The 26,345-nt window shown below is 72.0% G+C and carries 27 protein-coding genes; 16 read left to right on the forward strand and 11 right to left on the reverse strand.

The window, feature by feature from the left end; genetic code table 11:
• Positions 1 to 758, reverse strand: a 758-nt coding sequence (locus ACFC0D_RS29285) for a hypothetical protein (protein WP_376442174.1), incomplete at its 3' end; no start/stop codon positions are given.
• Positions 759 to 851: 93 nt separating this feature from the next.
• Here ACFC0D_RS29285 and ACFC0D_RS29290 point away from each other — a divergent pair.
• From ACFC0D_RS29290 to amaP, 5 genes are read left to right on the forward strand one after another with little or no spacing between them, the layout of a single operon-like run.
• Entirely contained in the window at positions 852 to 1,304 is a 453-nt protein-coding gene (locus ACFC0D_RS29290; protein ID WP_376442177.1) for an Asp23/Gls24 family envelope stress response protein, read from the forward strand.
• Positions 1,305 to 1,334: 30 nt separating this feature from the next.
• A complete protein-coding gene (locus ACFC0D_RS29295) occupies positions 1,335 to 1,526 on the forward strand; it encodes a hypothetical protein (RefSeq protein WP_376442180.1) in 192 nt (63 codons plus the stop codon).
• 5 nt (positions 1,527 to 1,531) lie between these two features.
• Positions 1,532 to 1,882, forward strand: a complete 351-nt coding sequence (locus ACFC0D_RS29300) for an Asp23/Gls24 family envelope stress response protein (RefSeq protein ID WP_376442183.1) — start codon at positions 1,532 to 1,534, stop codon at positions 1,880 to 1,882.
• Complete coding sequence (locus tag ACFC0D_RS29305; protein WP_376442186.1) at positions 1,879 to 2,484, forward strand: DUF6286 domain-containing protein; 606 nt, start codon at positions 1,879 to 1,881, stop codon at positions 2,482 to 2,484. The genes ACFC0D_RS29300 and ACFC0D_RS29305 overlap by 4 nt, the downstream gene beginning before the upstream one ends.
• 13 nt (positions 2,485 to 2,497) lie before the next feature.
• On the forward strand, positions 2,498 to 3,076 hold the full coding sequence (gene amaP, locus ACFC0D_RS29310) for an alkaline shock response membrane anchor protein AmaP (RefSeq protein ID WP_376442243.1): 579 nt from the start codon (positions 2,498 to 2,500) through the stop codon (positions 3,074 to 3,076).
• Positions 3,077 to 3,113: 37 nt separating this feature from the next.
• Here the strand turns inward: amaP and ACFC0D_RS29315 are convergent, their stop codons facing one another.
• From ACFC0D_RS29315 to ACFC0D_RS29340, 6 genes are all read right to left on the reverse strand, one after another.
• The gene (locus tag ACFC0D_RS29315) at positions 3,114 to 3,869 is read right to left on the reverse strand and encodes an SDR family oxidoreductase (RefSeq protein ID WP_376442188.1); all 756 of its coding nucleotides are present in this window, start codon (positions 3,867 to 3,869) and stop codon (positions 3,114 to 3,116) included.
• A gap of 4 nt (positions 3,870 to 3,873) precedes the next feature.
• Positions 3,874 to 5,658 (reverse strand): glycoside hydrolase family 15 protein, encoded by a 1,785-nt coding sequence (locus ACFC0D_RS29320; protein WP_376442191.1) that lies wholly within the window; start codon positions 5,656 to 5,658, stop codon positions 3,874 to 3,876.
• A gap of 84 nt (positions 5,659 to 5,742) precedes the next feature.
• The gene (locus ACFC0D_RS29325) at positions 5,743 to 6,543 is read right to left on the reverse strand and encodes an SURF1 family protein (RefSeq protein WP_376442193.1); all 801 of its coding nucleotides are present in this window, start codon (positions 6,541 to 6,543) and stop codon (positions 5,743 to 5,745) included.
• Between the two features lie 69 nt (positions 6,544 to 6,612).
• The gene (locus tag ACFC0D_RS29330) at positions 6,613 to 6,846 is read right to left on the reverse strand and encodes a hypothetical protein (RefSeq protein ID WP_376442196.1); all 234 of its coding nucleotides are present in this window, start codon (positions 6,844 to 6,846) and stop codon (positions 6,613 to 6,615) included.
• Positions 6,847 to 6,900: 54 nt separating this feature from the next.
• Complete coding sequence (locus ACFC0D_RS29335; RefSeq protein WP_376442198.1) at positions 6,901 to 7,875, reverse strand: DEDDh family exonuclease; 975 nt, start codon at positions 7,873 to 7,875, stop codon at positions 6,901 to 6,903.
• A 145-nt stretch (positions 7,876 to 8,020) separates the two neighbouring features.
• Positions 8,021 to 9,091, reverse strand: a complete 1,071-nt coding sequence (locus ACFC0D_RS29340) for a hypothetical protein (protein ID WP_376442200.1) — start codon at positions 9,089 to 9,091, stop codon at positions 8,021 to 8,023.
• A gap of 31 nt (positions 9,092 to 9,122) precedes the next feature.
• On the opposite strand from ACFC0D_RS29340, the gene ACFC0D_RS29345 reads away from it, so the two are divergent.
• Positions 9,123 to 9,437: a hypothetical protein gene (locus ACFC0D_RS29345; RefSeq protein WP_376442203.1), complete on the forward strand. Its 315-nt coding sequence runs from the start codon at positions 9,123 to 9,125 to the stop codon at positions 9,435 to 9,437.
• Here the strand turns inward: ACFC0D_RS29345 and ACFC0D_RS29350 are convergent.
• Complete coding sequence (locus ACFC0D_RS29350; RefSeq protein WP_376442206.1) at positions 9,428 to 10,072, reverse strand: TetR/AcrR family transcriptional regulator; 645 nt, start codon at positions 10,070 to 10,072, stop codon at positions 9,428 to 9,430. The two genes, ACFC0D_RS29345 and ACFC0D_RS29350, sit on opposite strands and share 10 nt — an antisense overlap.
• 98 nt (positions 10,073 to 10,170) lie before the next feature.
• On the opposite strand from ACFC0D_RS29350, the gene ACFC0D_RS29355 reads away from it, so the two are divergent.
• The 5 genes from ACFC0D_RS29355 to ACFC0D_RS29375 are packed head-to-tail and all read left to right on the forward strand — an operon-like array spanning position 10,171 to position 15,104.
• Complete coding sequence (locus tag ACFC0D_RS29355) at positions 10,171 to 10,968, forward strand: acetoacetate decarboxylase family protein (RefSeq protein ID WP_376442208.1); 798 nt, start codon at positions 10,171 to 10,173, stop codon at positions 10,966 to 10,968.
• On the forward strand, positions 10,968 to 11,852 hold the full coding sequence (locus ACFC0D_RS29360; RefSeq protein ID WP_376442211.1) for an SDR family NAD(P)-dependent oxidoreductase: 885 nt from the start codon (positions 10,968 to 10,970) through the stop codon (positions 11,850 to 11,852). The genes ACFC0D_RS29355 and ACFC0D_RS29360 overlap by 1 nt, the downstream gene beginning before the upstream one ends.
• A 10-nt stretch (positions 11,853 to 11,862) precedes the next feature.
• The gene (locus ACFC0D_RS29365; protein WP_376442213.1) at positions 11,863 to 13,143 is read left to right on the forward strand and encodes an amidohydrolase family protein; all 1,281 of its coding nucleotides are present in this window, start codon (positions 11,863 to 11,865) and stop codon (positions 13,141 to 13,143) included.
• The gene (locus ACFC0D_RS29370) at positions 13,143 to 14,366 is read left to right on the forward strand and encodes an amidohydrolase family protein (RefSeq protein ID WP_376442216.1); all 1,224 of its coding nucleotides are present in this window, start codon (positions 13,143 to 13,145) and stop codon (positions 14,364 to 14,366) included. Before ACFC0D_RS29365 ends, ACFC0D_RS29370 begins: the two co-directional genes overlap by 1 nt.
• A 24-nt stretch (positions 14,367 to 14,390) precedes the next feature.
• Entirely contained in the window at positions 14,391 to 15,104 is a 714-nt protein-coding gene (locus tag ACFC0D_RS29375) for a VIT family protein (protein WP_376442218.1), read from the forward strand.
• On the opposite strand, the gene ACFC0D_RS29380 is transcribed toward ACFC0D_RS29375, so the two are convergent.
• Complete coding sequence (locus tag ACFC0D_RS29380) at positions 15,101 to 18,187, reverse strand: NACHT domain-containing protein (protein ID WP_376442220.1); 3,087 nt, start codon at positions 18,185 to 18,187, stop codon at positions 15,101 to 15,103. The genes ACFC0D_RS29375 and ACFC0D_RS29380 overlap by 4 nt on opposite strands.
• Positions 18,188 to 18,335: 148 nt before the next feature.
• On the opposite strand from ACFC0D_RS29380, the gene ACFC0D_RS29385 reads away from it, so the two are divergent.
• From ACFC0D_RS29385 to ACFC0D_RS29395, 3 genes are read left to right on the forward strand one after another with little or no spacing between them, the layout of a single operon-like run.
• Positions 18,336 to 19,226: a sterol desaturase family protein gene (locus ACFC0D_RS29385; RefSeq protein ID WP_376442222.1), complete on the forward strand. Its 891-nt coding sequence runs from the start codon at positions 18,336 to 18,338 to the stop codon at positions 19,224 to 19,226.
• Positions 19,223 to 19,894, forward strand: a complete 672-nt coding sequence (locus ACFC0D_RS29390; RefSeq protein WP_376442225.1) for a lysoplasmalogenase — start codon at positions 19,223 to 19,225, stop codon at positions 19,892 to 19,894. The genes ACFC0D_RS29385 and ACFC0D_RS29390 overlap by 4 nt, the downstream gene beginning before the upstream one ends.
• Positions 19,895 to 19,912: 18 nt before the next feature.
• The gene (locus tag ACFC0D_RS29395) at positions 19,913 to 20,956 is read left to right on the forward strand and encodes a zinc-dependent alcohol dehydrogenase family protein (protein WP_376442229.1); all 1,044 of its coding nucleotides are present in this window, start codon (positions 19,913 to 19,915) and stop codon (positions 20,954 to 20,956) included.
• A 16-nt stretch (positions 20,957 to 20,972) separates the two neighbouring features.
• On the opposite strand, the gene ACFC0D_RS29400 is transcribed toward ACFC0D_RS29395, so the two are convergent.
• Positions 20,973 to 22,274, reverse strand: a complete 1,302-nt coding sequence (locus ACFC0D_RS29400; RefSeq protein WP_376442232.1) for a CoA transferase — start codon at positions 22,272 to 22,274, stop codon at positions 20,973 to 20,975.
• A gap of 96 nt (positions 22,275 to 22,370) precedes the next feature.
• Positions 22,371 to 23,909 (reverse strand): S8 family serine peptidase, encoded by a 1,539-nt coding sequence (locus ACFC0D_RS29405; RefSeq protein ID WP_376442234.1) that lies wholly within the window; start codon positions 23,907 to 23,909, stop codon positions 22,371 to 22,373.
• A 285-nt stretch (positions 23,910 to 24,194) separates the two neighbouring features.
• Here ACFC0D_RS29405 and ACFC0D_RS29410 point away from each other — a divergent pair, with 285 nt between their 5' ends.
• Together ACFC0D_RS29410 and ACFC0D_RS29415 are read left to right on the forward strand one after the other, a co-directional pair.
• Positions 24,195 to 24,590 carry a DUF485 domain-containing protein gene (locus ACFC0D_RS29410; protein ID WP_376442237.1) on the forward strand — a complete coding sequence of 132 codons (396 nt, stop codon included), beginning with the start codon at positions 24,195 to 24,197 and terminating at the stop codon, positions 24,588 to 24,590.
• Positions 24,587 to 26,212: a cation acetate symporter gene (locus ACFC0D_RS29415; RefSeq protein WP_376442240.1), complete on the forward strand. Its 1,626-nt coding sequence runs from the start codon at positions 24,587 to 24,589 to the stop codon at positions 26,210 to 26,212. The genes ACFC0D_RS29410 and ACFC0D_RS29415 overlap by 4 nt, the downstream gene beginning before the upstream one ends.
• The last annotated feature ends 133 nt before the right edge of the window (positions 26,213 to 26,345 follow it).

The raw sequence follows: 26,345 nt of genomic DNA on the forward strand, positions 1-26,345 counted from the left end.
GGGCCCCGGGCCCCGCACCCCCCGCGCCGGCGGGGCCCGCTCCGCCGCCCGGAACCCCCCGCACACCCCCCCCCCGCCCCCCGACCCGTCCCCCCCGCCCCCCCCGGGGCGGGGGCGCTCGCCGCCGTGCGGGCCGCGCGCGCCACGTCCAGCGCGCGATGCCCGGCGGACACCGCCAGCTCCACACGGAGCAGACCGGGGGCGCGATGCAGCGGGTTGCCCAGTGTGCCGGTCAGCGCCGCGACGCCCTCGACCGCGAGCACCGCGAGGGCCGTCGCGTCCTCCGGCGTGGGTGAGGTTCGCCCGGGTGGGTGAGTGGCGGCCGGCGAATCCGAGGCCTCCCAGGCGTCCTCGGCGAGGCCGGTCACACGGAGGTCCACTTCGACGACCGCCAGGCCCAGTTCCCGGTCCGCCGAGGTGAACAGGGCCTCGCGCACCTCCGCCGCGAGCGCCGGCAGCGGTCTGCTGCCCTCCGTCCCGTACTCCGCCGCGAACTCGGCCGAGATCCCCAGGGTCCCCGGGGGCAGTCCGCCGGGCGGTACAGGGAACGGCTCCTCCCCGCCCGCCTCCACGAGCCCCACCCGGAGGGCCCCCGGCACCACCCCTCGTACGGTCGCCGCAGCCCGCAGCAGTACCGCCCGCGCCGCCTGCTCCGTCAGCCACGCGCCGTCCGCCGCCTCCCCGAGCGGCAGCAGCCGGCCCGGCGCGAGTCGCTCGCGCACCGCCGCCGTCCATCCCGTGCCCGCTGTCGTCGTCATGTCCCCAGCCTGCCGCATCCCCGGCGCGAGACCGGGCAAGCGCACTTAATGTGGGCAAAGAGGTAGATAACGGAATGGAAGGGATGACCGGTGATGAATGACCCCGCACACCCCGATGAACCGTCCGTGACCAAGCGCGGCGGCGGCGCCCCGGCGACCCGCGGCCGGACCACCATCGCCGACGGCGTCGTGGAGAAGATCGCCGGCCTTGCCGCCCGTGACGTCCCCGGCGTCCACGCCATGGGCAGCGGTCTCTCCCGTACCTTCGGCGCCGTCCGTGAACGCGTGCCCGGCGGAGGGGGGCAGAGATCCGGCGTCTCAAGGGGCGTGAAGGCCGAGGTCGGCGAGGTGCAGACCGCACTCGACCTGGAGATCGTCGTCGAATACGGCGTCTCGATCGCCGATGTGGCCGGCGATGTGCGCGAGAACGTCGTCGCCGCCGTGGAGCGGATGACCGGCCTGGAGGTCGTCGAGGTCAACATCGCGGTCAGCGACGTGAAACTGCCGGACGAAGAGGACGAGACGCCGGAGCCGCGGCTCCAGTAGCCGTCGGCAGCCCGGCGGAAGGGGCTCAACATGAGCATGGCGATGATCGGCCTGGTGGCCGGAATGGCCCTCGGCTTCGCCGGATACTTCGGCGGATTCGGGGCGTTCGTACTGGTCGCGGCGTTGGGCGCGATCGGCTTCGTCGTCGGGCGGTTCCTCGAGGGGGACCTGGAACCCGGCGACTTCTTCCGGAGTCGCGAGCGCGGCGACCGGCGGCGGTGACCGGGGTGGCAGCAGACCCGGTGGGCCCCGCCGGTCGCGGGGCGACGACGATCGCCGACCGGGTCGTCGCGAAGATCGCCGCGCGGGCCGCGCGGGAGGCGCTCGACCGTGTGCCCCCGGGCGGCTCGCCGCCGCACGCCTCGGTCGTCGTGCAGCGTGACATCGCGCGCGTCTCGGTGAGTCTGGAACTCGGGTACCCCGTCGACCTCGGCCGTCAGTGCGGCGCGGTCCGCAGCCATGTGATGCGCCGCGTACGGGAGTTGGCGGGCATGGAGGTGCCCGAAGTGGCCATCCATGTCGAGCGGCTGCACTCCCCGCGCACGGAGCGCGCCTCGGCCGGGCGGAGGCTGGCATGACCACGGAGACCGACACCGACACCGACACGGTGCCGCCCGTACGCGAGAAGGCGACGGTCCCGGCCCGCCGCTTCTGGGCCGTCCGGCGGATCCCCGCGGCGCTGATCGCGCTCCTCGTCCTCGGCGGTGCCGGGCTGCTGCTCTACGACGTGGCCGCGGTGCGGGCCGACCACAGGGCCATGCACTGGCGGCGGGCGCTCGCCGACGACCTGGCGACCCGGCACCTCGACAACGCCTGGGTCCTGGCCGGCGCCTCCGTCGCCGTCGTCCTCGGCGCCTGGCTGCTGCTGCTCGCGGCCACCCCGGGGCTGCGCGCCGTCCTGCCGATGCGGCGCGACCACGCCGACGTACGGGCCGGACTCGACCGCGACGCCGCGGCCATGATCCTGCGGGACCGGGTGATGGAGGTCTCGGGCGTGCAGTCCGTACGGGTACGGATGGGGCGCAAGAAGGTGGCCGTGCGCGCGGTCTCGCACTTCCGCGAACTCGACGAGGTACGCGCCGACATCACGACCGTGGTGACCACGGGAATCGACGAACTGGGGGTCGCCCGGCCACCGGCGCCGACCGTGCGGGTGGCCCGGCCGCCGAGGAAGGGGTGAAGGGGTGACCGTCATTCTCCGGCGCGTCAACAGGATCGTGCTCGGACTCGTGGGCCTGCTGCTCGTCGTCGTCGGCGGGGCGGTCCTCGCGGCCGGATTCGATCTGCCGGTGCCCTCGTGGTGGCCGTGGTGGGGGCCCTCCGACGTCCTGCTGAGCAAGGCGGACCGGTACCGATGGCGCGACGAGGGCTGGTGGTGGCCGGCGGTCATCGCCGCCCTCGGGCTCGTCGTGCTGCTCGCCCTGTGGTGGCTGATCGCCCAGTTCCGGCGTGCCCGGCTCGCGGAGGTCCTGGTCGACACCGGCGACGGCGAGGGCGCGACGGTCCGGGGCCGGGCGCTGGAGGCCGTTCTGGCGGCGGACGCGGAAGCACAGGACGGGGTGGCCCGCGCCCGGGTCCTCCTGACGGGCCGCCGCACGGCGCCCCGTGCCCGTATCGCCCTGCTCCTGGAGCCCTACGCCTCGCCGGGCGAGGCCCTGACCTCCCTGACCGACCAGGCCCTGGCCGATGTCCGCACCTCGGCGGGCCTGGCGTTCCTGCCCACCGAGGCCCGCCTCCGCGCGACCAAGCACGGCGCGCGGAGGGTGACCTGAGGCTCCGTGGCCGAGGCCGCTCCTTCGACGCGGACCGTCAGAAGCCGTGCCTCGCCCCGCCGTCCACCGAGACCATCACGCCCGTCACGTACGAGGCCGCGGGCGACAGCAGGAACGCCGCCGTGCGGCCGAACTCCTCCGGCGTGCCGTAACGGCGCAGCGGGATACGGGATTCGCCCGCCGCCCGCGCCGCGTCCGCGTCCCCGGACATCGCGTCGAGCGAACGCACCCGGTCCGTGTCGATGCGCCCCGGCAGCACGCCGACGACCCGGATGCCACGCGGCCCCAGATCGCCCGCGAGGGACTTCGCGAAGCCGGCCAGACCGGGGCGCAGCCCGTTGGAGATCGTCAGGCCCGGGATCGGCTCGTGGACGGAGCCGGAGAGGACGAAGCCGATGACCCCGCCCTCGGTCAGCGAGTCCGCCGCCGCCCGGGCCATCCGTACCGCCCCCAGGAAGACCGTGTCGAACGCCGACGCCCACTGCTCGTCGCTGTTGTCCGCGCCGAAGCCCGGCGCCGGGCCGCCCACGCTGACGAGGATGCCGTCGAAGCGCCCGAAACGGGACCGCGCCTCGGCGATCAGCCGGGCGGGCGCATCCGGGTCGGCGTTGTCGGCGGCCAGACCGGCCGCGTCCGGGCCCAGCTCCTCGGCCGCCTCGGCGACCGCCTTCTCCTCGCGCCCGGTGATCAGCACCTTCGCGCCCTCGGCGAGCAGCGCCTCGGCCGACGCCCGGCCGAGCCCACGCGTCGCGCCGGTCACCACGTACACACGGTCCTTCAGTCCAAGATCCATGGGCCTATCCTGCCGCGTCCTCCCAGGGCAGCGCGAGGGCGGTGCCCACCAGGCCGATGTGACTGAACGCCTGCGGGAAGTTGCCCAGCTGCCGCCGCGCCACCGGGTCGTACTCCTCCGCGAGGAGCCCCACGTCGTTGCGGAGGGCGAGCAGGCGCTCGAACAGCTCCCGAGCCTCGTCCTCCCTCCCGGTCATCCGCAGCGCGTCCGCGAGCCAGAAGGAACAGGCGAGAAACGTTCCCTCGCCGCCGGGCAGGCCGTCGACCGAGCCCCCCTCGGTGCTGTAGCGGCGGACGAAGCCGCCATGTGTCAGCTCCTCGCGGACCGCGTCGATCGTCCCCACCACCCGCGGATCGTCCGACGGCAGGAACCCGACCCGCGGGATCAGCAGCGTCGCCGCGTCCAGCTCCCGCGAGCCGTACGACTGGGTGAACGTGTTGCGATCCGGGTCGTACCCCTTCGCGCACACCTCCGCATGGATCTCGTCCCGCATCGCCCGCCACCGCGCCGCGTCCCCGCGCAGCGAGGGATCCGCCTCGAGCGCCCGCACCGCGCGGTCGGCGGCGACCCACGCCATGACCTTCGAGTGCACGAAGTGGCGGCGCGGCCCGCGCACCTCCCACAGCCCCTCGTCCGGATTCCGCCAGGTCGACTCCAGGAAGCCCAGCAGGCTCAGCTGCAGGTTCCAGGCGTGCGGCTCGGCGGGAATCCCCGCCGCCCGCGCCATGTCGAGCGAGTCCATGACCTCGCCGTACACATCGAGCTGGAACTGGTCCACCGCCGCGTTCCCGATCCGTACCGGCGCCGAGTCCGCGTAGCCGCGCAGCCAGGGCACCGTCATCTCGGGCAGCCGCCGCTCACCGCCCGGCCCGTACATGATCTGCAGATCGGCCGGATCGCCCGCCACCGCGCGCAGCAGCCAGTCGCGCCACGCCGCCGCCTCGTCGACATAGCCGGCCGCCAGCAGTGCGCCGAGCGTCAGGGTCGAGTCGCGCAGCCAGCAGGAGCGGTAGTCCCAGTTCCGTACGCCGCCCAGCTCTTCCGGGAGCGAGGTCGTGGGGGCGGCCATGATGCCGCCCGTCGGCGCGTACGTGAGCGCCTTGAGCGTGATCAGCGAGCGCAGCACCGACTCCCGGTACGGCCCCTCGTACGTACAGCGCGCCGACCAGTCCCGCCAGTCCCGCAGACAGTCGTCGAGCGCGCCGTAGGGGTCGATCAGCTCCGGACGCGGCTCGTGCGAGGGGTGCCAGGTGAGCACGAACGCCACCTTCTCGCCCTCGTCGACCGTGAACGACGACCATGTGGCGAACTGCTGCCCCCAGGTCTTCACCGGCGGGTCGCTGCGCAGCCACACCGAGTCGGGCCCCGCCACCGCCACCCGGTGGCCCTCGCTGCGCCGGACCCACGGCACGATCGAGCCGTAGTCGAAGCGCAGCCGCAGTGCGGCAGTCATCTCGACGCTGCCGCTGACGCCCTCCACGATCCGCATGACATCGGGCGCCTTGTCGCGCTGCGGCATGAAGTCGACGACCTTCACGGTCCCGGTGCGGGTCTCCCAGTACGTCTCGAGAACGAGGGAGTCGCCCGCGTAGCCGCGGCTGGTGCAGGTCGTGGCGCCCTTGGGGGCGATGCGCCAGTGACCGTTGTCCTCGTCGCCGAGCAGCGCGGCGAAACAGGCGGCCGAGTCGAAGCGCGGCAGACACAACCAGTCGATCGACCCGTCGCGGCCGACGAGCGCGGCCGTCTGCAGATCGCCGATGAGGGCGTAGTCGTCGATACTTTGCGTCACGCTTTGGCGTGTTCCCGGAAGAGACGACGGTCAATCAGGGAGGCGGCTGAGCCGAGGCCCTGCCCGGCGGACCGGGCGGTTCGGCTAGACGGCGGCGGGGGCGGGTTCCGGGGCTTCCGCGTCTCCGTCGGTGTCGGCCGCGGCCTCCCGGTCGCGCTTCTCGCGACGCACCAGGACCACCCAGCCGACCGGCACACCGGAGGCGAAGAGCCACCACTGCACGGCGTACGCCATGTGCGCGCCGATCGAGTCGTGGTCGGGCTCCGGGACCAGTTCGGGGGTGTTCCCCGCGGGCTCGGGCGCCGTCTGCTCCAGGTAGCCGCCCAGGACCTCGCGGCCGAGCAGCTCGGCCTGCTGCGCGCTGTTGATCAGCATCACCTGACGGTCCGGCAGCCCGCGCAGGTCCTTGATACCGCTGGCGTCGGTCGTCTCGTCGGCCTTCAGACGGCCGGTGACGGTGACCTCGCCCTTCGGAGCGGGCGGAACCTCGGGGTACGCCTTCTGGTCGGGGGCCGCCGGAACCCAGCCGCGATTGACCAGGACGACCCGGCCGTCCTTCAGGACCAGCGGGGTGAGCACCATGACGCCCTGGCGGTCGTCGGCGTTGGTACGGCGCCGGACGACGACCTCGTGCGCGGTGTCGAAGGTGCCGGTGGCGGTGGTCCGGCGCCAGTAGTCGGCGCGCGGGACGGTGTGACCGGGGGAGGTCAGCTCCTCGATGGGGAGCGGCTTCGCCTGCAGGTTCTCCGCGATCAGGGCGTTCTGGGCGACGCGGCGCTCGTGCCGGTGGAACTGCCAGAAGCCCAGCTCGACCATCGTCGGGACGAGGGCGAGGGCGATGAGGGTGAGGATCACCCACTGCCGGGACAACAGGAAGCGGTACACCCCATGACCGTACAACTGTGGTCATGGGGTGCACGCACGGGGGTTCCGGTCGCCCTGGGCGGCCGTGGTTCAGACGTGATCGACGATGCCCACCTTTCCCTCCGCACGGGCGCAGTGCCCGCCGCAGAACCAGCTGCCCTCGACCTCGACGCCCTGGCCGATGATCTGCACCTTGCAGTGCTCACAGATGGGCGCCATGCGGTGAATGGCGCAGGAGAAGCAGTCGAAGACGTGCACCGCGCCCTGCGCGTGCACCTCGAAGGACATGCCGTAATCGTTTCCGCAGACCTCACAACGTGCCATGCGCCACAGGGTGCGACGCGCGCCCGGGGAAGCGTGGGCGGCACGCCAGGTGCGTCACCCGTCTGCCGGGGCCACGTCCCGCAGCAACTGGGTGAAGGCCGCCTCGTCGACGATCGGCGTACCGAAGGACTTCGCCTTCACCGTCTTGGAGGTCGCGGCGTCCGGGTCGTTGGTGACCAGCAGGCTCGTCAGCCGGGAGACACTGCCGGCGATATGGAGCCCCGCCTCGAAGGCGCGGTCCTCCAGGAGCTCGCGGTCGATGGAGGTGTCGCCCGAGAACGCCACCCGCATTCCCTGCTTGAGTGGTTTGTCCGTTTCGTAACGCCCGGGGTTGGGATGCGGGCACGGCGGCCGCTTCCGCGAGGGGCGCCAGCTGTTCGTGTGGTACGAGGCCTGGTAGCCGATCCGCGGCGCGGCCGGCGTGGACGCCCACTCCGTCAGCGGCCGGCACTCCAGCAGCGGCAGTCGTACGTTCCGCTCGGCTGCCGTGTGCAGACTCGGCCGGAATGCCTCGGCCAGCACGCGCGCGTCGTCCAGCGCGTTGTGCGCCCGCTGCTGGACGACGCCGTAGTGCGCGGCCAGCGACTCCAGCTTGTGGTTGGGCAGCGGAAGCGACAGCTCCTTGGAGAGCGCGATGGTGCACAGCCGCTGCCGTACCGGCGCGGTGCGCTCGGCCCGCGCGTACTCCCGGGCGATCATCTGCCAGTCGAAGATCGCGTTGTGCGCCACCAGGACCCGGCCGTCGAGCCGGGCGGAGAACTCGGCGGCGATCTCGGGGAAGAGCGGCGCGCCCTCCAGCAGGTCACTGGTCAGTCCGTGGATCCAGACCGGCCCCGGGTCCCGCTCCGGATTGACGAGCGTGTACCAGTGGTCCTCGACATTGCCCTGGGCGTCGAGGCGGTAGACGGCAGCCGACACTATCCGGTCGTCGCGGGCGAGTCCGGTGGTCTCCACGTCGACGACCGCGTACCCCTGTGGGTAGGCGGCCGGCCACGTCGCTGCTGTCGTACGGTCGTCGAGCATGGTCACTGAGAATACGGGCCATCGCTGACAACTCCGCCCCCGGTGTCCGCTCGGGCGCCGGATTCCGGTCACGGCATTGACGCCTCACCCCGCTCGCCGCGGCCATGGCGCGGCGAGCGGGGGCCAGTTCACCCGGCGCGGTCCGCCCCGCTCACCCCAGCAGGGCCACCAGGTCCCCGGCCGCCGCCTGTTCGAGCCCGCAGCCGTCCACCGGTCCCGGCAGCAGACGGTAGACCGTGCCCGTCGCCTTGTCGGGCACGCCGTCGCCGTCCAGGAGGGCGAGGAAGGCGTTCCGGCCGTTCGCCACCTGGGCCGCCGTCGCGCGTCCGTCCTCGGCCGTCCGCCGCAGATCCGGCACCCCCGCCGTACGGATCCGGTCCGCGAAGGAGCCGGCCGTCTCGTCGGCACGCCGTGTGTACTCCCACACCTCGTCGGCGCGCCGGTGCCCGCGCCGCAGCACCACGACCCGGTCCGAGCGCGCGGCGGCATGCCAGACGGCCAGGTCCCAGAGCGTCGTCCGGCCGGCGGTGAAGTACTGGTACAGGTCCCTGCCGACGCGGGCCAGGTCGGCGCTGTGCGCGGACACGCTCTGGAAGCCTTCGGACGGCGGCAGGTGCAGGTCCGTCCAGAGGAAGGTGCGCTGCTCCAGGTCGACCGGCATCGGCACATGGATCCGGGCGTCGCCCATGAGGTCGTACCGCTGGCGGACCGTCCTCGGGTCGTACTCCGCGCCCCTGCCCTCCCTGGAAGGGAGGGCCATGAAACCGGCGAAGGCGTCCCGGAGCTGGTCGAACGGCACGTTGTTGTAGCTGAGGACGATCGGCATCGCGAACCGCGCTCCGGCATCGGCGAGTCCCGCCGGATCGAGATCGGCGTACTCGGTCGCGCCCTTGGGCGCGGGCGCGGAGGCCAGATCACCGGAGTGGACGACGGCCCGCCTGCCGTACACGAGATTGGTGTAGTCGCACAGCCCGACGTACGACCAGTCCGCGTCGAAGAGCGCCACGGACAGATCCAGGTCGCCCCGGGTCTTCGTCGGCTGGGTCCAGTGCAGGAACATGCGCAGGACGTCGCCCCGCGGCAGCGGCTGCGTCGAGCCACGCGGCACCGACACCAGGGCCTTGGCCGCGACGCCCTCCGCGGACGGCACCGCGAGCCCGGAGAGCGCCTCGTCCAGGACGGAGACGTCGAACCGGGGTGCGGCGGCGAGCCGGCGCAGCACCTCGCGCTCCAGCAGGGCGCAGACCTCTTCGGTGGTCGACGTACAGCGCGAACGTGTCGTCGGGGACGGAGGCCGGGAAGGACCGGAACAGCGGCATGTGCGAGCGGTCCGCGCCCAGTTCGGCGTCGAGCTGTCCGAGGAGGCCGTGGCCGGCGTCCGCCAGTCCGGCCGGTCCGAGCCGGCCGAGTGCGGCTCGCAGCTCGGCGGTGGGGGCGAAGCCCCGGTCCAGGAGCTCTGCCTCGAGGGCGGTCAGGCCTTCGGCGTGGAGCCGTCCCCGCGTGAACTCACCCTAGGACGCCCACGCGCGCGTGCCACCGAATTGATTCGGGACTTTTGTCATGATTGATCCGGGACTCCGCCGTGGGGCCTCAACAGGCCGTCCACCAGTGCCCGTACGGAGGTGGTGAAGAGCCGCTCCGGGTCGACCGGGGCCGCGAGGGCGCGGGTGAGGGCGGGGTCGGGCGGGTCGGTCGTCTCCGTCTGCCAGAGCTCCACCTCGGCGGGCGACTGGACCGGCGCACGCTCGCGGTTGCGCTCGACCAGGACATGGCCGACGACCTGGACCTGCACGGCCCGGACCACCTCCGCCGCCCGCGCACCGCGCAGTCCTGCCGCGTGCACCTCATGGGCCAGGGCGCGCTGGGCGGGCAGGAACATCCGCTCCGTCAGGCCCCGTTCGTGCACCATCGCCACCAGATGCGGGCGCTCCCGCAGCTCGCGGCGGAGCGCGCGGGCCACCGAGACGATCCGGGCGGCGGGAGTGCGGCCCCGCGGGGTGATCGCGGAGAGATCGGCGACCGTCCGCTCGACCAGCGCGTCGAGCAGGGACTCGCGGTTGCCGACGTGCCAGTAGATCGAGGTGACTGCGGTGCCGAGCTCGGCGGCGAGCTTGCGCATGGTCAGGGCGTCCGGGCCGTGCTGCTTCACCAGAGCGGCGGCGGTCTCCAGTACCTCCTCGCGGGTCAGTGCGGTGCGCGCCATCCGTTCCCCCCAACTCTGTTGCCTGCACGGCTCTTTACCCTTCATCGCCGCCGGTGTAACTGTGTTACAGACCCGACCCGCTGAAGGGTGGTACGTCCATGGCACGAGTACGGTACGGGGCACGCACCGACGCCGAGATCACGGCGGCCCGCACGAAGAGCGCGAAGCTCCCCGACATCTGGTCCACCGGAGTGGTCGCCGTCTGGGAGACAGATCCGGACGTGGTGGCGGCCGTCCTGCCTCCCCCGCTGAAACCCACCGAACGGCCCCTCGTACGGGCCAACATCTCCCAGGTCGATCTGCCCGGCTACCCCCTCGGCGCCGGCTCGGTCGCCGTCGCCGCCGCCCACGGCGACCAGGAGGGCTGGTATCCGCTCGTCATGCCGATGACTCTCGAGCGCGCCCTCATCGGCGGCCGTGAGGTCTTCGGCGAACCGAAGAAGCTCGGCGAGGTCGCCGTCGAACGCGACGGGCTCGTCGTCCGCGCCTCGCTCGGGCGGCACGGCATCGACTTCGTCGAGGTGCGCGGCGCGGTCTCCGGCCCGCTGCCGCTGCCCGAGCCCGCCGACAAGACCGACTTCTACTTCAAGTTCCTGCCGGGCGTGGACGGCACGGGCTTCGACGCCGACCCCGTCCTCGTCCACTGCGTCCGGGCCGAGAAGGTGCGGAAGCTGGAGCGGATCACCGGAGACGTCGTCCTGCGCGAGTCCATGTACGACCCCGTCGCAGACCTCCCCGTACGCCGGATCGTCGAGATCACCATCGGCGAGAAGACCACCGACCAGAAGGGCCGGGTCGTGGAGCGGGTCAGTGCCCAGGCCCTCCTGCCGTACATCCACCAGCGGTACGACGACCCGCAGCAGATCCTCGACGGCCCGCCGGAAGGGAGCGTGTGATGGAGCTGCGTCGGGGCCAGGTCGCCGTCGTCACCGGCGCGGCGAGCGGCATCGGGCTCGCCATGGCGCGCCGCTTCGCGGAAGAGGGGCTCGCCGTCGTCCTCGGCGACGTGGAGGAGGCGGCGCTCGCCAAGGCGGCAGGGGAGCTGACGGAGGGCGGCGCACAGGTCCTCGCCCGTACGGTCGACGTCAGCGAACCCGGCTCCGTACGGGCCCTCGCCGATGCCGCGTACGACGCCTTCGGCGCCGTCCACGTGCTGTGCAACAACGCCGGCGTCGGCTCCGGCGCCGAGGGCCGCATGTGGGAGCACGAGCCCAACGACTGGAAGTGGGCCTTCGCCGTCAACGTCTGGGGCGTCTTCCACGGCATCCAGGCCTTCGTCCCGCGCATGATCGCCGGCGGCGAGCCCGGACACGTCGTCAACACCTCGTCCGGCGACGGCGGGATCGCCCCGCTGCCCACCGCCTCCGTGTACGCCGTCACCAAGGCGGCCGTCGTCACGATGACCGAGTCGCTGTACGCGCATCTGAAGGCGGAGCACGCGCGCGTGGGGGCGTCCGTGCTCTTCCCCGGCCCGCACATGCTGCGCACCGGCCTCTGGGAGTCGCACCGCAACAGGCCCGAGCGGTACGCCAAGGAGCGGCCGCGCAAGACCCCGTACCGAAGCCTCGACCAGTGGGAGGCGGCCATGAAGGACGCCGGGCACGAGGTCGCCTTCACCCCCGTCGAGGAGGTCGCCGAGCACGTCGTCGACGGCATTCGAGCAGACCGGTTCTGGATGCTCCCGGCGAGCGAGCACAGCGACCGGCAGATCCGGGCGCGCTCGCAGTCGATGCTCGACCGCGCCGATCCGTCGTACCTGGAGAGCTTCATTCTCGACTGAGGGGCACCCCATGAGTCATGAAGACCCGTATCTGATCATCTCCTCCGACTGTCATGCCGGTCTGCCCACCGAGCGCTACCGGCCCTATCTGGACTCCCGCTTCCACCGCGCCTTCGACGAGTTCCTCGCCGGGCGCGACGCCCGCCGTGAGGCCATGACCCGGCTCGGGGTGCGCAACGAGGCGTTCGCGAACAAGTGGTTCAGCGACAACGAGGAAGGGCTGCGGGGCGGTTGGGACGCCGCCCAGCGGCTCAAGGAGCTCGACGGGGACGGTGTGGCCGCCGAGGTCGTCTTTCCCGACGCGGACGCCGTCGACAGCCAGACCGCCGCGCCCTTCGGCGTCGGCCTCGGGCTCTCCGGCGACCAGGACCCGGAGCTCGGCATGGCGGGCGCGCAGGCGCACAACCGCTGGCTGGCCGAGTTCGTCGGACAGAACCCCGAGCGGCACTGCGGGGTGGCGCTGCTGCCGATCACGGCCGAGCCGTCGAAGGTCGTCGCCGAGATCCACCGGGCCAAGGAGTCGGGGCTCGGGGCGCTGATGATCCCCTCCATGTGGGTGGACAAGGAGCCGTACCACGACCGGCGTTACGACCCGATCTGGGCGGCGGCCGCCGAGACCGGGATGCCGCTGGTCACCCACTCGGGCGCGGCGCCGCGCGAGGAGTACGGCGACCATCTCGGCATCTATGTCAGCGAGGTGACCTGGTGGCCGGCCAGGCCGCTGTGGTTCCTGCTCTGGTCCGGCGTCTTCGAGCGGCACCCGGGGCTGAGGTTCGGCGTCGCCGAGTCGGGCTGCTGGTGGCTGCCGAACCTGCTGTGGTTCATGGACCGGCTCTATCTCGGCGCCCACGGCGGGAAGAAGCTGTCCCCGTTCGCCGAGCTGAAGCGGCCGCCGAGCGAGTACCTGGACCGCCAGGTCTTCGTCTGCGCCACCAACACCAAGCGGCGCGAGCTGGCGCAGCGGTACGAGATCGGCGTGGACAACATCCTGTGGGGCTCGGACTTCCCGCACCCGGAGGGGACCTGGCCCAACACGCGCGCGTGGCTGCGGAACACGTTCCACGACATCCCGGTGGCGGAGACGCGCCGGATGCTGGGTCTCGCGGCGGCCGAGGTCTTCGGATTCGACATTCGAAAGCTGGATCCGATCGCCAAGCGCATCGGCCCGACCCCGGCCGAGCTGGGTCAGTCGCCCGACCAAGCGGCGGTCGAGGCGTCCTGGGCCCGCTCGCGCGAGGTCGGCCGCCACTGGCTGACGGACCACGACTTCCCCACCCTGGGGGTGAGCTGATGGACCGCTACACCGTCATCTCGGCGGACTGCCACGCGGGCGCCGACCTGCTCGACTACAAGCCGTACCTGGAGAAGAGGCACCACGACGACTTCGACGCCTGGGCGGCCGGCTACGTCAATCCGTACGAGGACCTGCTCGCCGACACCGCCGACCGCAACTGGAACTCGGGGCGCCGGCTGCGCGAGCTGGAGGCGGACGGGATCGTCGCGGAAGTCGTCTTCCCCAACACCATCCCGCCGTTCTTCCCCTCGGCCTCCCTGATGGCCCCGGCCCCGACCCGCGAGGAGTTCGAGCAGCGCTGGGCCGGGCTGCGCGCGCACAACCGCTGGCTGGCCGAGTTCTGCGCGGACGCGCCCGGTCGCAGGGCGGGCGTGGCGCAGATCCTCCTCAACGACGTCGACGAGGCGGTACGGGAGATCCGCCGCACCAAGGAGGCGGGCCTCACCGGCGGTATCCTCCTGCCCGGCGCCCCGCCCGGCAGCGGGATCCCCGAGCTGTACTCGCAGACGTACGACCCGATCTGGGCGGTCTGCGCGGAGCTGGACGTCCCCGTCAACCACCACGGCGGCTCCGCCTCGCCGCCGCTCGGCGACGAACCGGCCGCCCGCGCGGTGTTCATGGTGGAGACGACCTGGTTCTCGCACCGGGCGCTGTGGCACCTCGTCTTCGGCGGCGCCTTCCGCCGCCACCCCGAGCTGAAGCTCGTCCTGACCGAACAGGGCTCGGGCTGGATCCCCGGGGTCATGGACATGCTGGACTACTACCACGCGCGCCTGGTCGCGGCGGCCTCTCGGGCCGCCACCGCCGAGTCCAAGTTCGGAGCCGGCCTGGCGGAGTCCATGGGCAAGGGCCCCAGCGAGGTCTGGCGGGACAACTGCTTCGTCGGCGCGAGCTTCATGCGCCCGCACGAGGTGCCGCTGCGCGACCGGATCGGCCTCGACAAGATCATGTGGGGCAGCGACTACCCGCACGACGAGGGCACGACCCCGTACTCCCGCGAAGGTCTCCGCATCGCCTACGCGGGGCTGCCGAGGGAAGAGGTCGCGGCGATGGTCGGCGGCAACGCGGCCCGGGTCTACGGCTTCGACCTGTCGCTCCTGGACGCCCTGGCGGCCGAGCACGGCCCCACCGTCGAGGAGATCGCCGAGCCCCTGAAGGAGGTCCCGGCGGACGCCACGAGCCCGGCCTTCGCCCCGGGCGGGTCGGTCCGCGTCTGGTGACGGACCGGGTGAGAACCTCCCGAGGTGACTGAAGCACCCACCCACGACGAAGCCCACGGCGGCGGTCTCGGCACCCGTCTCAACTGGCTCCGGGCCGCCGTGCTCGGAGCCAACGACGGCGTCGTCTCCACCGCGGGCCTCGTCGTGGGTGTCGCCGGTGCGACGGAGTCCCAGGCCGCGCTCCTCACCGCGGGCCTGGCCGGTCTGCTCGCCGGTTCGATGTCGATGGCGGCGGGGGAGTACGTCTCGGTCTCCACCCAGCGCGACTCGGAGAAGGCGGCCCTCGCCGTGGAACGGCGCGAACTGCGCGAGCAGCCCGAGGCCGAACTGGCCGAGCTGACGGACCTCCTGGCCGCCCGTGGCCTCTCCCCGGACGTCGCCCGCGAGGCCGCGGAACAGCTCACCGAACGCGACGCGCTGCGCGCCCACGCGCGCGTGGAGCTCGGCATCGACCCCGACCAGCTCACCAACCCCTGGCACGCGGCGGCCGCCAGCTTCCTCGCCTTCACGATCGGTGCCCTGCTCCCCCTTCTCGCGATCGTGCTCCCACCGGCCTCGCTCCGCCTCTGGGTCACGGTCCTGTCCGTCCTCGCCGCCCTCGCCCTCACCGGCTGGTGGAGCGCCCGCCTCGGCGCGGCCCCACCGGCCCGAGCGGTCCTGCGCAACATGGCCGGCGGCGCGCTGGCGATGGCGGTGACCTACGGGGCGGGGTCGCTGCTGGGAGCGGCGGGGGTCTAGTCCCGCTTGATGCGGCCGGGCTCGAACAGCTCCTCGCCGAGGAGTTGCGTGTCTGGGGACACGGTGATCGTGAGGTCGTCGCGGTCCGCGAGGGGAGAGAGGTCGATCGGCGCCCCGTCCGGCGTCGTGCACTGCCAGAGCCGGATCAGGCCGAGCGCGGGTTGGTCGCGCAAGGGCGCGAGGGAGGAGATCTCGCAGCGGAACAGGTACAGCCCGCGCAAGGTCGGCAGGTCGCGGAGCGAGGCGAGGTCGGGGTCGATCAGGTCGGACAGCTGCAACGATTCCAGTCGCGGCGGTGCCGCCATGGCGAGGAGCTGCTTCAGCTGCGTCGGTCCGAAGAGGGAGAGGCTGACCAGATGGGGCCATCGCTCGATGCCGACGAGCTCGACATAGCGCGCTTGCGGGCCCAGAGAGAGGTGCGTGAGCGCGGGCCCGAGGGGCAGCTCGGCCAGGCTCTCGATGAGCAGGGGGTGCCCAAGACTGAAGCTGGACAGGTCCGGCATGTCACGCAAGGGCTCGACGGAGAGTGCGGGGTGCAGCTCGTACAGCGAAAGGTGCTCGAGTCCCGGCCGGGCCAGCGGCGAAAGGTCCGACAGTTGCGGGCTGCGGCTCAGGCCGACGTACCGAAGACCGGTGAACCGCCGGAGAGGGATGAGGTCGGTGAGGGCGGTGTTCTCAAAGATGAACACGCGCTGAAGGTCCTCGACGACGTGCAGCGGCGACAGGTCCGCGTACGGTCCCGCGAGATGGATGCTGTGGGTACTCGGCAACAGCTTCAGCGCCGCGAGCTGCTCCCGCGACTGCACGTGCAGGAAGTCCTCCTCCCAGCGGTTCGAGGAAAGGACCTCGCGGGCGTACCGCTCGGTGCCGAACGACGACCACGCCTGTGACACCTGGAACGGCACCAGGAGGCGGCTGTCCTCCCGGAACCGCGCCACCACCTCGAACGCCGCGTCGCCCTTGATCAGCGCGGCAGTCCGCACCACGGCCGCCGCGCTCTCCTTGTCCAGCTCGTCCGGCCCCGGCAACAGCGGCAGGACCAACTCCCCGACCTTGGCCAGCTCCTCGGCGGCGTTGAGGTCGCGCGGCGGGAGCAGCTCCCGGGTCCGGACCTCCACAAGCTCCCGTACCGCCGGGTCCAGCTCCGGCGCGTGCTCCAGACAGGCCGCGGCCAGCAGCACGAGCCGGTGGCGCAGTTTCGGCGCGCGGTCGGCCCGCTTCAGCAGCTGCTTCAGCAGCCGGGCCCGCTCCTCCGGCCGTGCGTGGCCGACGGCCATCTGGACGACGTCGTCCCACTGGTCGTCGTGCGCGTTCTTCACCAGCACGCCGAGGTCGCGGGCCTCCACCGCCGACTTCGCCCCCAGGTAGTCCTGGAACGTGCGGTGCGCGAAGCCCACCGCGCCGGGTGCCGGCTCGCGCAGCAGGCCGCTGCGGATCAGCAGATGCGCGAAGACCCGCGCGGCGTCGCCCCGGACCTGAGGCATCGCCGTGAGCCACTCCGCGACCATCTCCTGCGCGTCGGCGCGCTCCGCCTCCGCCTGGCCGTTGCGGATCAGCCAGTACGCCAGCCGCTGCAGCAACGACGTCTGTTCCTCCCGCGTCAGATCCACACCCTCGACGCCGCAGATCTCGCGCTCGGTGTCACGGCGCACCAGCAGCATGTCGAGTCCCGCGTCGTACAGCTCCTTCCGGGCCCGGGGCAGCTGCATCCGGCGGTCCCGGTTGAGGGCGCAGAGCAGGGCGCACATCAGTGGGTTGGTGGCGAGCCGTGCCAGGTCGCGGCGGCTGCCGATGGCCTGCCGCAGCGTGCTCTCGTACGTGTCGAGCTGCGTCCGCTCCTCGTCCGAGGCGCACTCCAGGCGGGCCGCGTCGTGCCAGTGCGCGACGAACGCCCGGATGTCGTCGCCGTCCATCGGCAGCAGCGTGTGCGCCGCGAAGCCCTGGCGGGACAGCCACTCCTCGGGCACCGCCGATGGCCGGGTCGTCACCACGTACCGGGACTCCGGGTACGCGGTGACGAGGTTGCGCAGCCAGGTCTCGGTGCGGTTGCGCAGCCGTACCGGGACCTCGTCCACACCGTCCACGAGGATCAGCGCCCGCCCGCCGGTGAGGAGGTCCTCCGTCCAGCCGGACGGCGCGGTCAGCGGCACGCCGCTCGCGCGCAGGAACTCCTCGGGCGCCGGCAGCGCGTCGGCGGTGGTGAAGGCGCGCAGTCGCAGGACGAACGGCACGCACCGGTTCCAGTCCGCGAGGTCGCCGGCGAAGGACCGGCGGGCCGCGTTGAGGGCTAGCCACTGCACGAGGGTGCTCTTGCCGGAGCCGGCGGGCCCGCGCAGCAGGAGCCGGTCGGTCGTCGCGAACGCCGCCTCGGTGGTCACGGTCGCGGGCCCCGCGTGCGCCAGACCATGGACGGCGTCGGCCCGTTCGCCGCTCACCGCCAGACTGATGTACGCCGTGTCCAGCGCCCACTCCCGCGCCGACCGCCCCAGCGTCAGCCCGAACAGCTCCAGGCGCCCGTGCGTCGCCGCCACGAATTCCGCGTACCGCTGCTCGAAGGCCAGGGCCTCCGCCTCCGGCCGGGGCCGGGCCGCGGACAGGTATTCCACCGCGTCCCGCGTCCGCCCCGCCACGCGCGCGTGCTCCACCGCGGCCCGGGCGGGGAAGGCCGGCTCGGCCGTCAACTGCTCCACGAGGTGGGCGCAGCACACGCCGAGCAGGTCGTCGTACAGCTCCACCGTCCGGGCGCCGAGGCCCCTGTCCGGGGCGCGCAGCTCGACGCGCAGCCGCTCCGGGTCGAGGTCCACCGCGAAGAGCCGGTCCGCGTCCAGCGGGCCCGCCGCGGCGAACGTGTCCCGTACGCCGTCGATCGCCGCGAGCCGTTCGTGCTCCGGAAGCGTCCCGTACCGCTCAGTGAGGCGGCCGCCGAGGACCTTCGCCAGCCTGTCCGGACCGGCGGGCCGGGGCAGTGGGCGGAGGGGGGACGGGACGAGCCCCGCGCCCTTCCGCGGCGCGATCACCGACCGCGCGACCGCGCCCAGTACCGTCCCCGCCAGCCGTGCCAGCGCAACTTCCAGACCCTGCAACGGAGTTCCTCCCCCTGCGGCCGCCCTTTCCGCGATCGTACGCAAAGGCGCTTGTCGGAAGGTGCCAAAGCTTGCTGACAAGTCGTCTCGCATACTTGTTGGTAACAGCGTCTAGCCGCGCCCGACCCGCGCCTCTACCGTCATCGGCATGCCGAACCTGCCCGATGTCGTGCTCTGGTCCATACCGGCGTTCGTCCTGCTCACCGTCCTGGAGATGGTCAGCTACCGGCTCCATCCCGACGAGGACGCCGCCGGGTACGAGACCAAGGACGCCGCCACCAGCATCGGCATGGGGCTCGGGAGCCTCTTCTTCGACCTCCTGTGGAAGATCCCGATCGTCGCGATCTACACGGCGGTCTACGAACTCACCCCGCTCCGCGTCCCCGTCCTGTGGTGGACGATCCCGCTGATGCTGCTCGCCCAGGACTTCTTCTACTACTGGTCGCACCGCGGCCACCACGTCATCCGGATCCTGTGGGCCTCCCACGTCGTGCACCACAGCAGCCGCAGGTTCAACCTCTCCACCGCGCTGCGCCAGCCCTGGACCGGCGCCACCTCGTGGCCGTTCTACCTGCCGATGATCGCGCTCGGCGTCCATCCGGCCGCCCTCGCCTTCTGCTCCTCGGCCAACCTCGTCTACCAGTTCTGGATCCACACCGAGCGCATCGACAAGCTGCCCAGGCCCTTCGAGTACGTCCTCAACACTCCCTCGCACCACCGCGTCCACCACGCCTCGCAGGGCGGCTATCTGGACCGGAACTTCGGCGGCATCCTCATCCTCTGGGACCGGCTGTTCGGCTCCTGGGTCGGCGAGACCGAGCGGCCCGTCTTCGGGCTCACCAAGAACATCGAGACCTACAACCCGCTGCGCGTCGCCACCCACGAGTACGCCGCCATCGCCCGTGACCTACGGGCCGCGACCAGCTGGCGCGAACGCGCGGGACGGGTCTTCCGAGGGCCGGGATGGCAGCCGGACGCCACGCCCGGACCCGTCGCCGGCAAGCCGGCGGGCCCCGCCGCTCCGGAGCCGGCCGCGTGAGCGCCCGTACCGCCGGCGCCACGGCCGCGCCGCCCCGGCCCACCCTCGCGAGCGCGCTCCTCCTCGCCCTCGCGCTCGCCGTCGCCGTCGACCTCGTCTCCCTCCTCGCCGGCGCCGAGCTCGGGCACCGGATCACCAAGCCGCTGCTGATGCCGCTGCTCGCCGCGTACGCAGCCACCCGGGGCGCCCCCAAGCTCCTGCTCACCGCGCTGCTGCTCGGCTGGTGCGGAGACCTCTTCCTCCTCTCCGACGCCGACTGGGCCTTCCTCGTCGGTATGGGCTCCTTCGCCGCCGGGCACGTCTGCTATCTCGTGCTCTTCGGACGTCGGCGTACGTCCGTCCCCCTGGGAATCGCGTACACCGTCGCCCTCGTCGGCACCGTCGTGCTCCTGTGGCCCGACCTCCCCGCCGAGCTGCGGATCCCCGTCGCCGGCTACTCGCTCCTGCTCACCGCCATGGCCTACAGGTCGAGCGCCCTGGGGCTCACCGCGGGCGCCGGCGGCGCGCTGTTCCTGCTGTCCGACACGCTCATCGCGACCGGCGTCGCCGCATGGCCCCAGCTGCCCGCCCCCGACTTCTGGGTCATGGCCACCTACATCGCCGCCCAGTGCCTGCTGACCGCGGGAGCGCTGAAGGCGGAGTACGGTGAACGTCGTACTACCGACTGACAGCAAGGACCGTCCGCCATGCGCGCCACCACCATCCATGCCCCGTTCGAGATGCGCGTGGAGGACGTGCCCGACCCGGTGATCCAGGACACGACGGACGTCGTCGTCCGGGTCCTGCGCGCCTGCATCTGCGGCAGCGACCTCTGGGCCTACCGCGGCGAGTCCGCCCGGCAGCCCGGCCAGCGCATCGGCCACGAGTTCCTGGGCATCGTCGAGGCGGCGGGCTCGGACGTCTCCGGCTTCTCGGCCGGGGACCTCGTCGTCGCCCCCTTCGTCTGGTCCGACGGCACCTGCGAGTACTGCGCCGAGGGCCTGCAGACCTCCTGCCCGCGCGGTGGCTTCTGGGGCTCCGTCGGCTCCGACGGCGGCCAGGGCGAGGCCGTCCGCGTCCCCTTCGCCGACGGCACCCTCGTCAAGCTGCCCGCCGAGGCCGCCTCCGACGACCACCTGCTCACCGCGCTCCTCGCACTCTCCGACGTCATGGGCACCGGCCACCACGCCGCCCTCGGCGCCGGTGTCCGCAAGGGATCGACCGTCGCCGTCGTCGGCGACGGCGCCGTCGGCCTGTGCGGAGTCCTCGCCGCCAAGCGCCTCGGCGCCGAGCGGATCATCGCCCTCGGCCGCCACACCGTCCGTACCGACATCGCCCGGACCTTCGGCGCCACCGATGTCGTCGCCGAGCGCGGCGAGGCCGCCGAGGCCGCCGTCCGCGAACTCACCGGCGGCCAGGGCGCCCATGCCGTCATCGAGGCGGTCGGCACCGAGCAGTCGATGCGCACCGCCGTCGCGATCGCCCGCGACGGCGGCTCCATCGGCTACGTCGGCGTCCCGCACGGCAGCGGCACGGGGCTCGACCTCTCCGTCATGTTCGACCGGAACATCGCACTGCGCGGCGGTGTGGCGCCGGTCCGCGCGTACATCCCCGAGCTGCTCCCGGACATCCTCGACGGCACCATCGACCCGGCCCCGGTCTTCGACCTGACGGTCGGCCTCGACGGCGTCCCGGGCGGCTACAGGGCGATGGACGAGCGCACCGCGCTGAAGGTCCTCGTCAAGCCGTAGCCGTCACCGGGGATGCTCAGGCGCCGAGCCACGCGGGTTCGTCCTCACCCTGAAGGCCCGGCGGACGCGTCCAGCCCGCCGGGCCGCCCTCGTACGAGACGGGCGACAGCGCATGCCGCAGCCGGCCCAGCGGGCCGTCCGTCTCCGTGAGGTACCGCTCCGGCTCGTACCGGGGGAGGGTGTGCGTCAGCCAGTGTCCCGTCTGCGCCAGCGCCAGGCGTACGAGACGGGTCCCGCCGTCCCTGTCCTGCTCGGTCAGGGACCGCAGCACGGCCGCCGCGAGCAGATACCCGGAGCCGTGGTCCAGAGCCTGCGCCGGCAGCACGCCCGGCTCCTCCTCCGAACCCTCGGTCACCGCGATCCCGGTCGCCGCCTGCACGAGGCTGTCGAAGCCACGTCGCTCGCCCCAGGGGCCGTAGTCGCCCCACGCGGAGAGCCGCGCGACCACCAGACCGGGCCGGCGGAGCTCGAAGCGGTCCAGGGCCCCGGGGCGGTAGCCGGTGACCAGGACGTCGGCCGAGTCCAGGAGCTCGTCGAAGGTACGCCGGTCCGCGGGCCGGTCCAGGTCGAGCGCGGCCGTCCGCTTGCCGATGTCCGTCTCCGCGTGCTGGTCGGGCAGCTCGGGGTTGCGCGGCGGGTCGATCCGCAGCACGTCCGCGCCGAGCAGCGCGAGCGTCCGGGTCGCGACCGGGCCCGCGATGACCCGGGTGAGGTCGAGCACCCGGAGGGGACCCGAACGCCGCCGCGGGGGCGCCTCGTCCAGCCGCTCCCGCGTCAACAGGGGGCGCGCCGCGACCTCCCGGCCCTGCTCGGACTCCGCCCACCGCGCCGGTGTGCGTACGGCGACGGCCAGGCCCCCGGCCGCGTACACGGCCGCCTCCACCTCCTCGGCGCCGCGCTCCCCGATCGCCGACCCGACGGCCTCCGGCGACTCCTCACGTACCGCCAGGGCGCGTACCAGCGCCGCCCGGTGGTGCGGATAGTTGGCGTGCGTACGGACCCACCCGTCGGCGGCACGGAAGAAACCGGACAGCGGCGCGAAGTTCACCGGAGCCCGTCCGTCCACGCGGAGATGACGCTCGCTCACGAAGGCCGTGGCGACGGCACCGTCGTCGACCCGGACCGCGCCGGGCGCCCCGCACCGTTCCACCGCGGCCAGACCCGCGACTCCGACCGTCGCCCGGGCCAGGTCCATCACCGGCAGCCGCGCCGGCAACCCTCCTGACGGGCCGACGAACGACACCCGGTCGACCAGGGCGGGATCGCCACCCAGGGCCGACCACAACAACTCCGTACCCGTACGCACTGTGTTGTCCATGCACGCATGATGGCACTCAGTGCCACGCAAAGGGGCCCCGGTGTGGCGCACCACACCAGGGCCCCTCCTCACGCATGCCTACCGGCGGCGATGTGCCTACCGGCGGACCGCGTCGAGCGCGTCGACCAGACCGGCTCCGTAGAAGCCGTTCTTGTTCTTGCCACCCTCGCACACGGCGTCGACGACGCCGTCACCCTCGATGTCGTACGGGTTCGTGCAGGCGCGGTCGTCGGCCTGGGCGTACAGCATGGCCTTCAGCGCGGCCGGGCTCGCCTTCGGGTGCGTCGACTTCAGCAGCGCGAGCACACCGGCGGCGTGCGGCGAGGCCATCGACGTACCGGCCTTGTAGTTGAAGCCGCCGTTGACCGTGGTCGACAGGATCCGGCCGTTGACCGCCGGGGCGTCCGGGGTCTGGTACTCGGTGCGGTCGCCGCCGGGCGCCGCGATGTCCACGATGCCGAGACCGTAGTTGGAGTACGAGGCCTTCAGGTCCTTGGCACCGGTGGCGGAGACCGTGACCACACCCGGGAGCATCGACGGGTAGTCGAGGCACTCCCGCGGGTCGATGACCCGGGTCACCGGCGTGGTGTCGTTGGGGCTGGAGGTGTCCGTGATCTCGTCCGAGGCCAGGTCCATCTTGGAGTTGCCGGCCGCGGCCACATTGACCGTGCCCTTGCGCTCCGCGTAACGGGTGGCGCGCGTGACGGCCTCGATCAGCGCCTTCTGGTCCGCGTCGTTCTTGCACGCGAACAGCCACGGGTCGGTGTAGTAGCTGTTGTTGGTGACGTCCACACCGTGCTCGGCCGCCCACACGAAGCCGCAGACGACGGCCTCGGTGTAGAAGAAGCCCTCGGAGGTGGACACCTTGATGCCCGAGACCTTCACGCCCGGCGCGACACCGGTGATGCCGGTGCCGTTCTTGGCGGCGGCGATGGTGCCGGCGACGTGCGTGCCGTGGTCGCTCTCGCCCGGGTTCGGACGCCACGAGCCGGGGGTGATGTCCGGCTTGCCGGTCACACAGTTGGCGGACGCCTTGGCGTCGAAGTTCGGCGCCAGGTCCGGGTGGGTGTCGTCGACACCCGTGTCGATGACGCCGACCGTCACGTTCCTGCTGCCCAGCGTCCTCTGGTGGGCCTTGTCCGCCTTGATGGCGGGCAGGTCCCACTGCAGCGGCTCGAGCGCGTCCTGATCGTCCGTGGCCTGGGCGGCGGCGGACGTGGCCTCGGACGCGGTGAGCGCCTGGCCGCCCTCGCCGACGGAGGTGTCGGTCTGGACGGAGAGCGGGGCGGTGCGCGTCGAACCGGCCGACACCACACCGCGGGCCTTGCGGATCGTCTTCGCGAACTCGGGGTTCTGCGAGTGGACGACGATGACACCGATCTGGTCATAGGAGATGACCACCGTGCCACCGGCCGCGGCTATCGCCTTCTTCACCGACGCGGCCGTCCCGCGGCCACCGTCGACGTTCACGACGTACGACAGCTTGGGGCCGTCCGTCGAGACGGCGGTCGTCGCAGGGGCGTCACTCACCACCGCGGCGGATGCGCCGGTCGGAAGGAAGCCGAGCGAGGCCGTGAGCGCGAGACCGGCAGGCAGAGCGAGTACTCGGCCGCGTCTCGATCCCAGATGAGCCATGGGTTCTCCACATCATCCGTATGTACTGCCCGCGCGCGGATTGCGGACGGGCAGGTGCATGACGAGTGAAGTTATCGCTGATCTTCCCGGCCCATCAATGAGTTGAGACGACTTGATGCAGATCCGGAGGAAGATCCAGGAAGAAAGAAGTTTCGCGGTGAACCGCGTCGCCCCGCTCTCCGTGCCGTTGTGCAGGGGAGGTGCTCCGCCAGGAGCGCCGTTCCCCCACCCCCCAGTGAGGCCCCTTTGTCCATGCCCACCGCACCCATGTCGCGAGGAGAATCCGTGGCTACCGAAGCACCGCCGCCGCCGCCCCAAGGCGGCGCGGACGCCCACACAGGCCCCGCCCAGCCCACGACAGAGGCCTTCGTCGAGGTGCAGGAGAGTGCGGAATTCGGCGAACTGCGCCGCACCTACCGCTCCTTCGCGTTCCCCCTGACGGTCGCCTTCATCGCCTGGTACCTGCTGTACGTGCTGCTCTCCAACTACGCCGGCGGGTTCATGGGGACCAAGCTCTTCGGCAACATCAACGTGGCACTCGTCCTCGGCCTCGGCCAGTTCGCCACCACGTTCCTCATCGCCTGGCTGTACTCGCGGCACGCGGCGAACCGCCTCGACCCCAAGGCCGAGGCCATCAAGTCCCGTATGGAGCAGATGGAGCAGTCGGAGGCCGACGCGTGAGCAGCACACTTCTCCTCGCGGCGGGCAACGCCACCAGCGAGCACCGGACGCTGATCATCACCCTCTTCGGTGCCTTCGTCGTCGCCACGCTCTTCATCACCGTCTGGGCCGGGCGCCAGACCAAGAGCGCCGCCGACTTCTACGCCGGCGGCCGCCAGTTCACCGGCTTCCAGAACGGCCTCGCGATCTCCGGCGACTACATGTCCGCCGCGTCCTTCCTCGGCATCGCCGGCGCCATCGCGCTCTTCGGCTACGACGGCTTCCTGTACTCGATCGGCTTCCTCGTCGCCTGGCTCGTCGCCCTGCTCCTGGTCGCCGAACCGCTGCGCAACTCCGGCCGGTTCACCATGGGCGACGTCCTCGCCTACCGGATGCGCCAGCGCCCCGTCCGTACCGCCGCGGGCACCTCCACCATCGTCGTCTCGATCTTCTATCTGCTCGCCCAGATGGCCGGCGCGGGCGTGCTCGTCTCGCTGCTCCTCGGCATCACGAGCGACGGCGGCAAGGTCGCCATCGTCGCCCTGGTCGGCGTGCTGATGATCGTGTACGTGACCATCGGCGGCATGAAGGGCACCACCTGGGTGCAGATGGTCAAGGCCGTCCTGCTCATCGCGGGCACGCTCCTGATCACCTTCCTCATCCTGTGGAAGTTCAACTTCAACCTCTCGGACCTGCTCGGCGCGGCCGCCACCAACAGCGGCAAGGGCTCGGCCTTCCTGGAGCCCGGCCTCAAGTACGGGGTCTCCGGCATCTCGAAGCTGGACTTCATCTCGCTCGGCATCGCGCTCGTCCTCGGCACCGCCGGCCTGCCGCACATCCTGATCCGCTTCTACACGGTGCCGACCGCCAAGGCCGCCCGTAAGTCCGTCAACTGGGCCATCGGCATCATCGGCGCCTTCTACCTGATGACGATCGTCCTCGGCTTCGGTGCCGCGGCCCTGCTGAAGAACAGCGACATCATCGCCTCCAACAAGGCGGGCAACACGGCCGCGCCGCTGGCGGCCCTGGAGATCGGCGGCGGCGCCGGCTCCACCGGTGGAGCGATCCTGCTCGCGGTCATCTCCGCCGTCGCCTTCGCCACCATCCTCGCGGTCGTCGCCGGACTGACCCTGGCCTCGTCGTCCTCCTTCGCGCACGACATCTACGCCAACGTCATCCGGCGCGGAAAGGCCACGGAGCAGGAGGAGGTCCGCGCGGCCCGCTGGGCGACCGTCCTCATCGGCATCGTCTCGATCGCGCTCGGCGCGCTCGCCCGAGATCTGAACGTCGCCGGTCTGGTGGCCCTCGCCTTCGCGGTCGCCGCCTCCGCCAACCTGCCGACGATCCTCTACAGCCTCTTCTGGAAGCGGTTCACGACCCAGGGCGCGCTCTGGTCGATCTACGGCGGTCTGATCTCCTCGGTCGTGCTGGTGCTGTTCTCGCCGGTCGTCTCCGGAAAGCCGACCTCGATGTTCAAGAGCGTGGACTTCTACTGGTTCCCGCTGGAGAACCCGGGCCTCGTCTCCATCCCGCTGGGCTTCCTGCTCGGCTGGCTCGGCTCCCTCCTCTCCAAGGAGGAGCCGGACAAGGGCAAGTACGCGGAGCTGGAGGTCAAGTCCCTCACCGGTGTCGGAGCGCACTGAACCGCGCACGGTGAGCGACCACGGAGCGGCCTCGTCGTAGGGTCCTACGACGAGGCCTGTGTCTTATAACAGTGTGTTATACACATATTACGCTGCCGACGATATTTTTGGTGTTGATAACGGTGGGTGTCTG

It is taken from the genome of Streptomyces sp. NPDC056222 (assembly GCF_042264065.1).
In the GTDB taxonomy this organism is placed as follows: domain Bacteria; phylum Actinomycetota; class Actinomycetes; order Streptomycetales; family Streptomycetaceae; genus Streptomyces.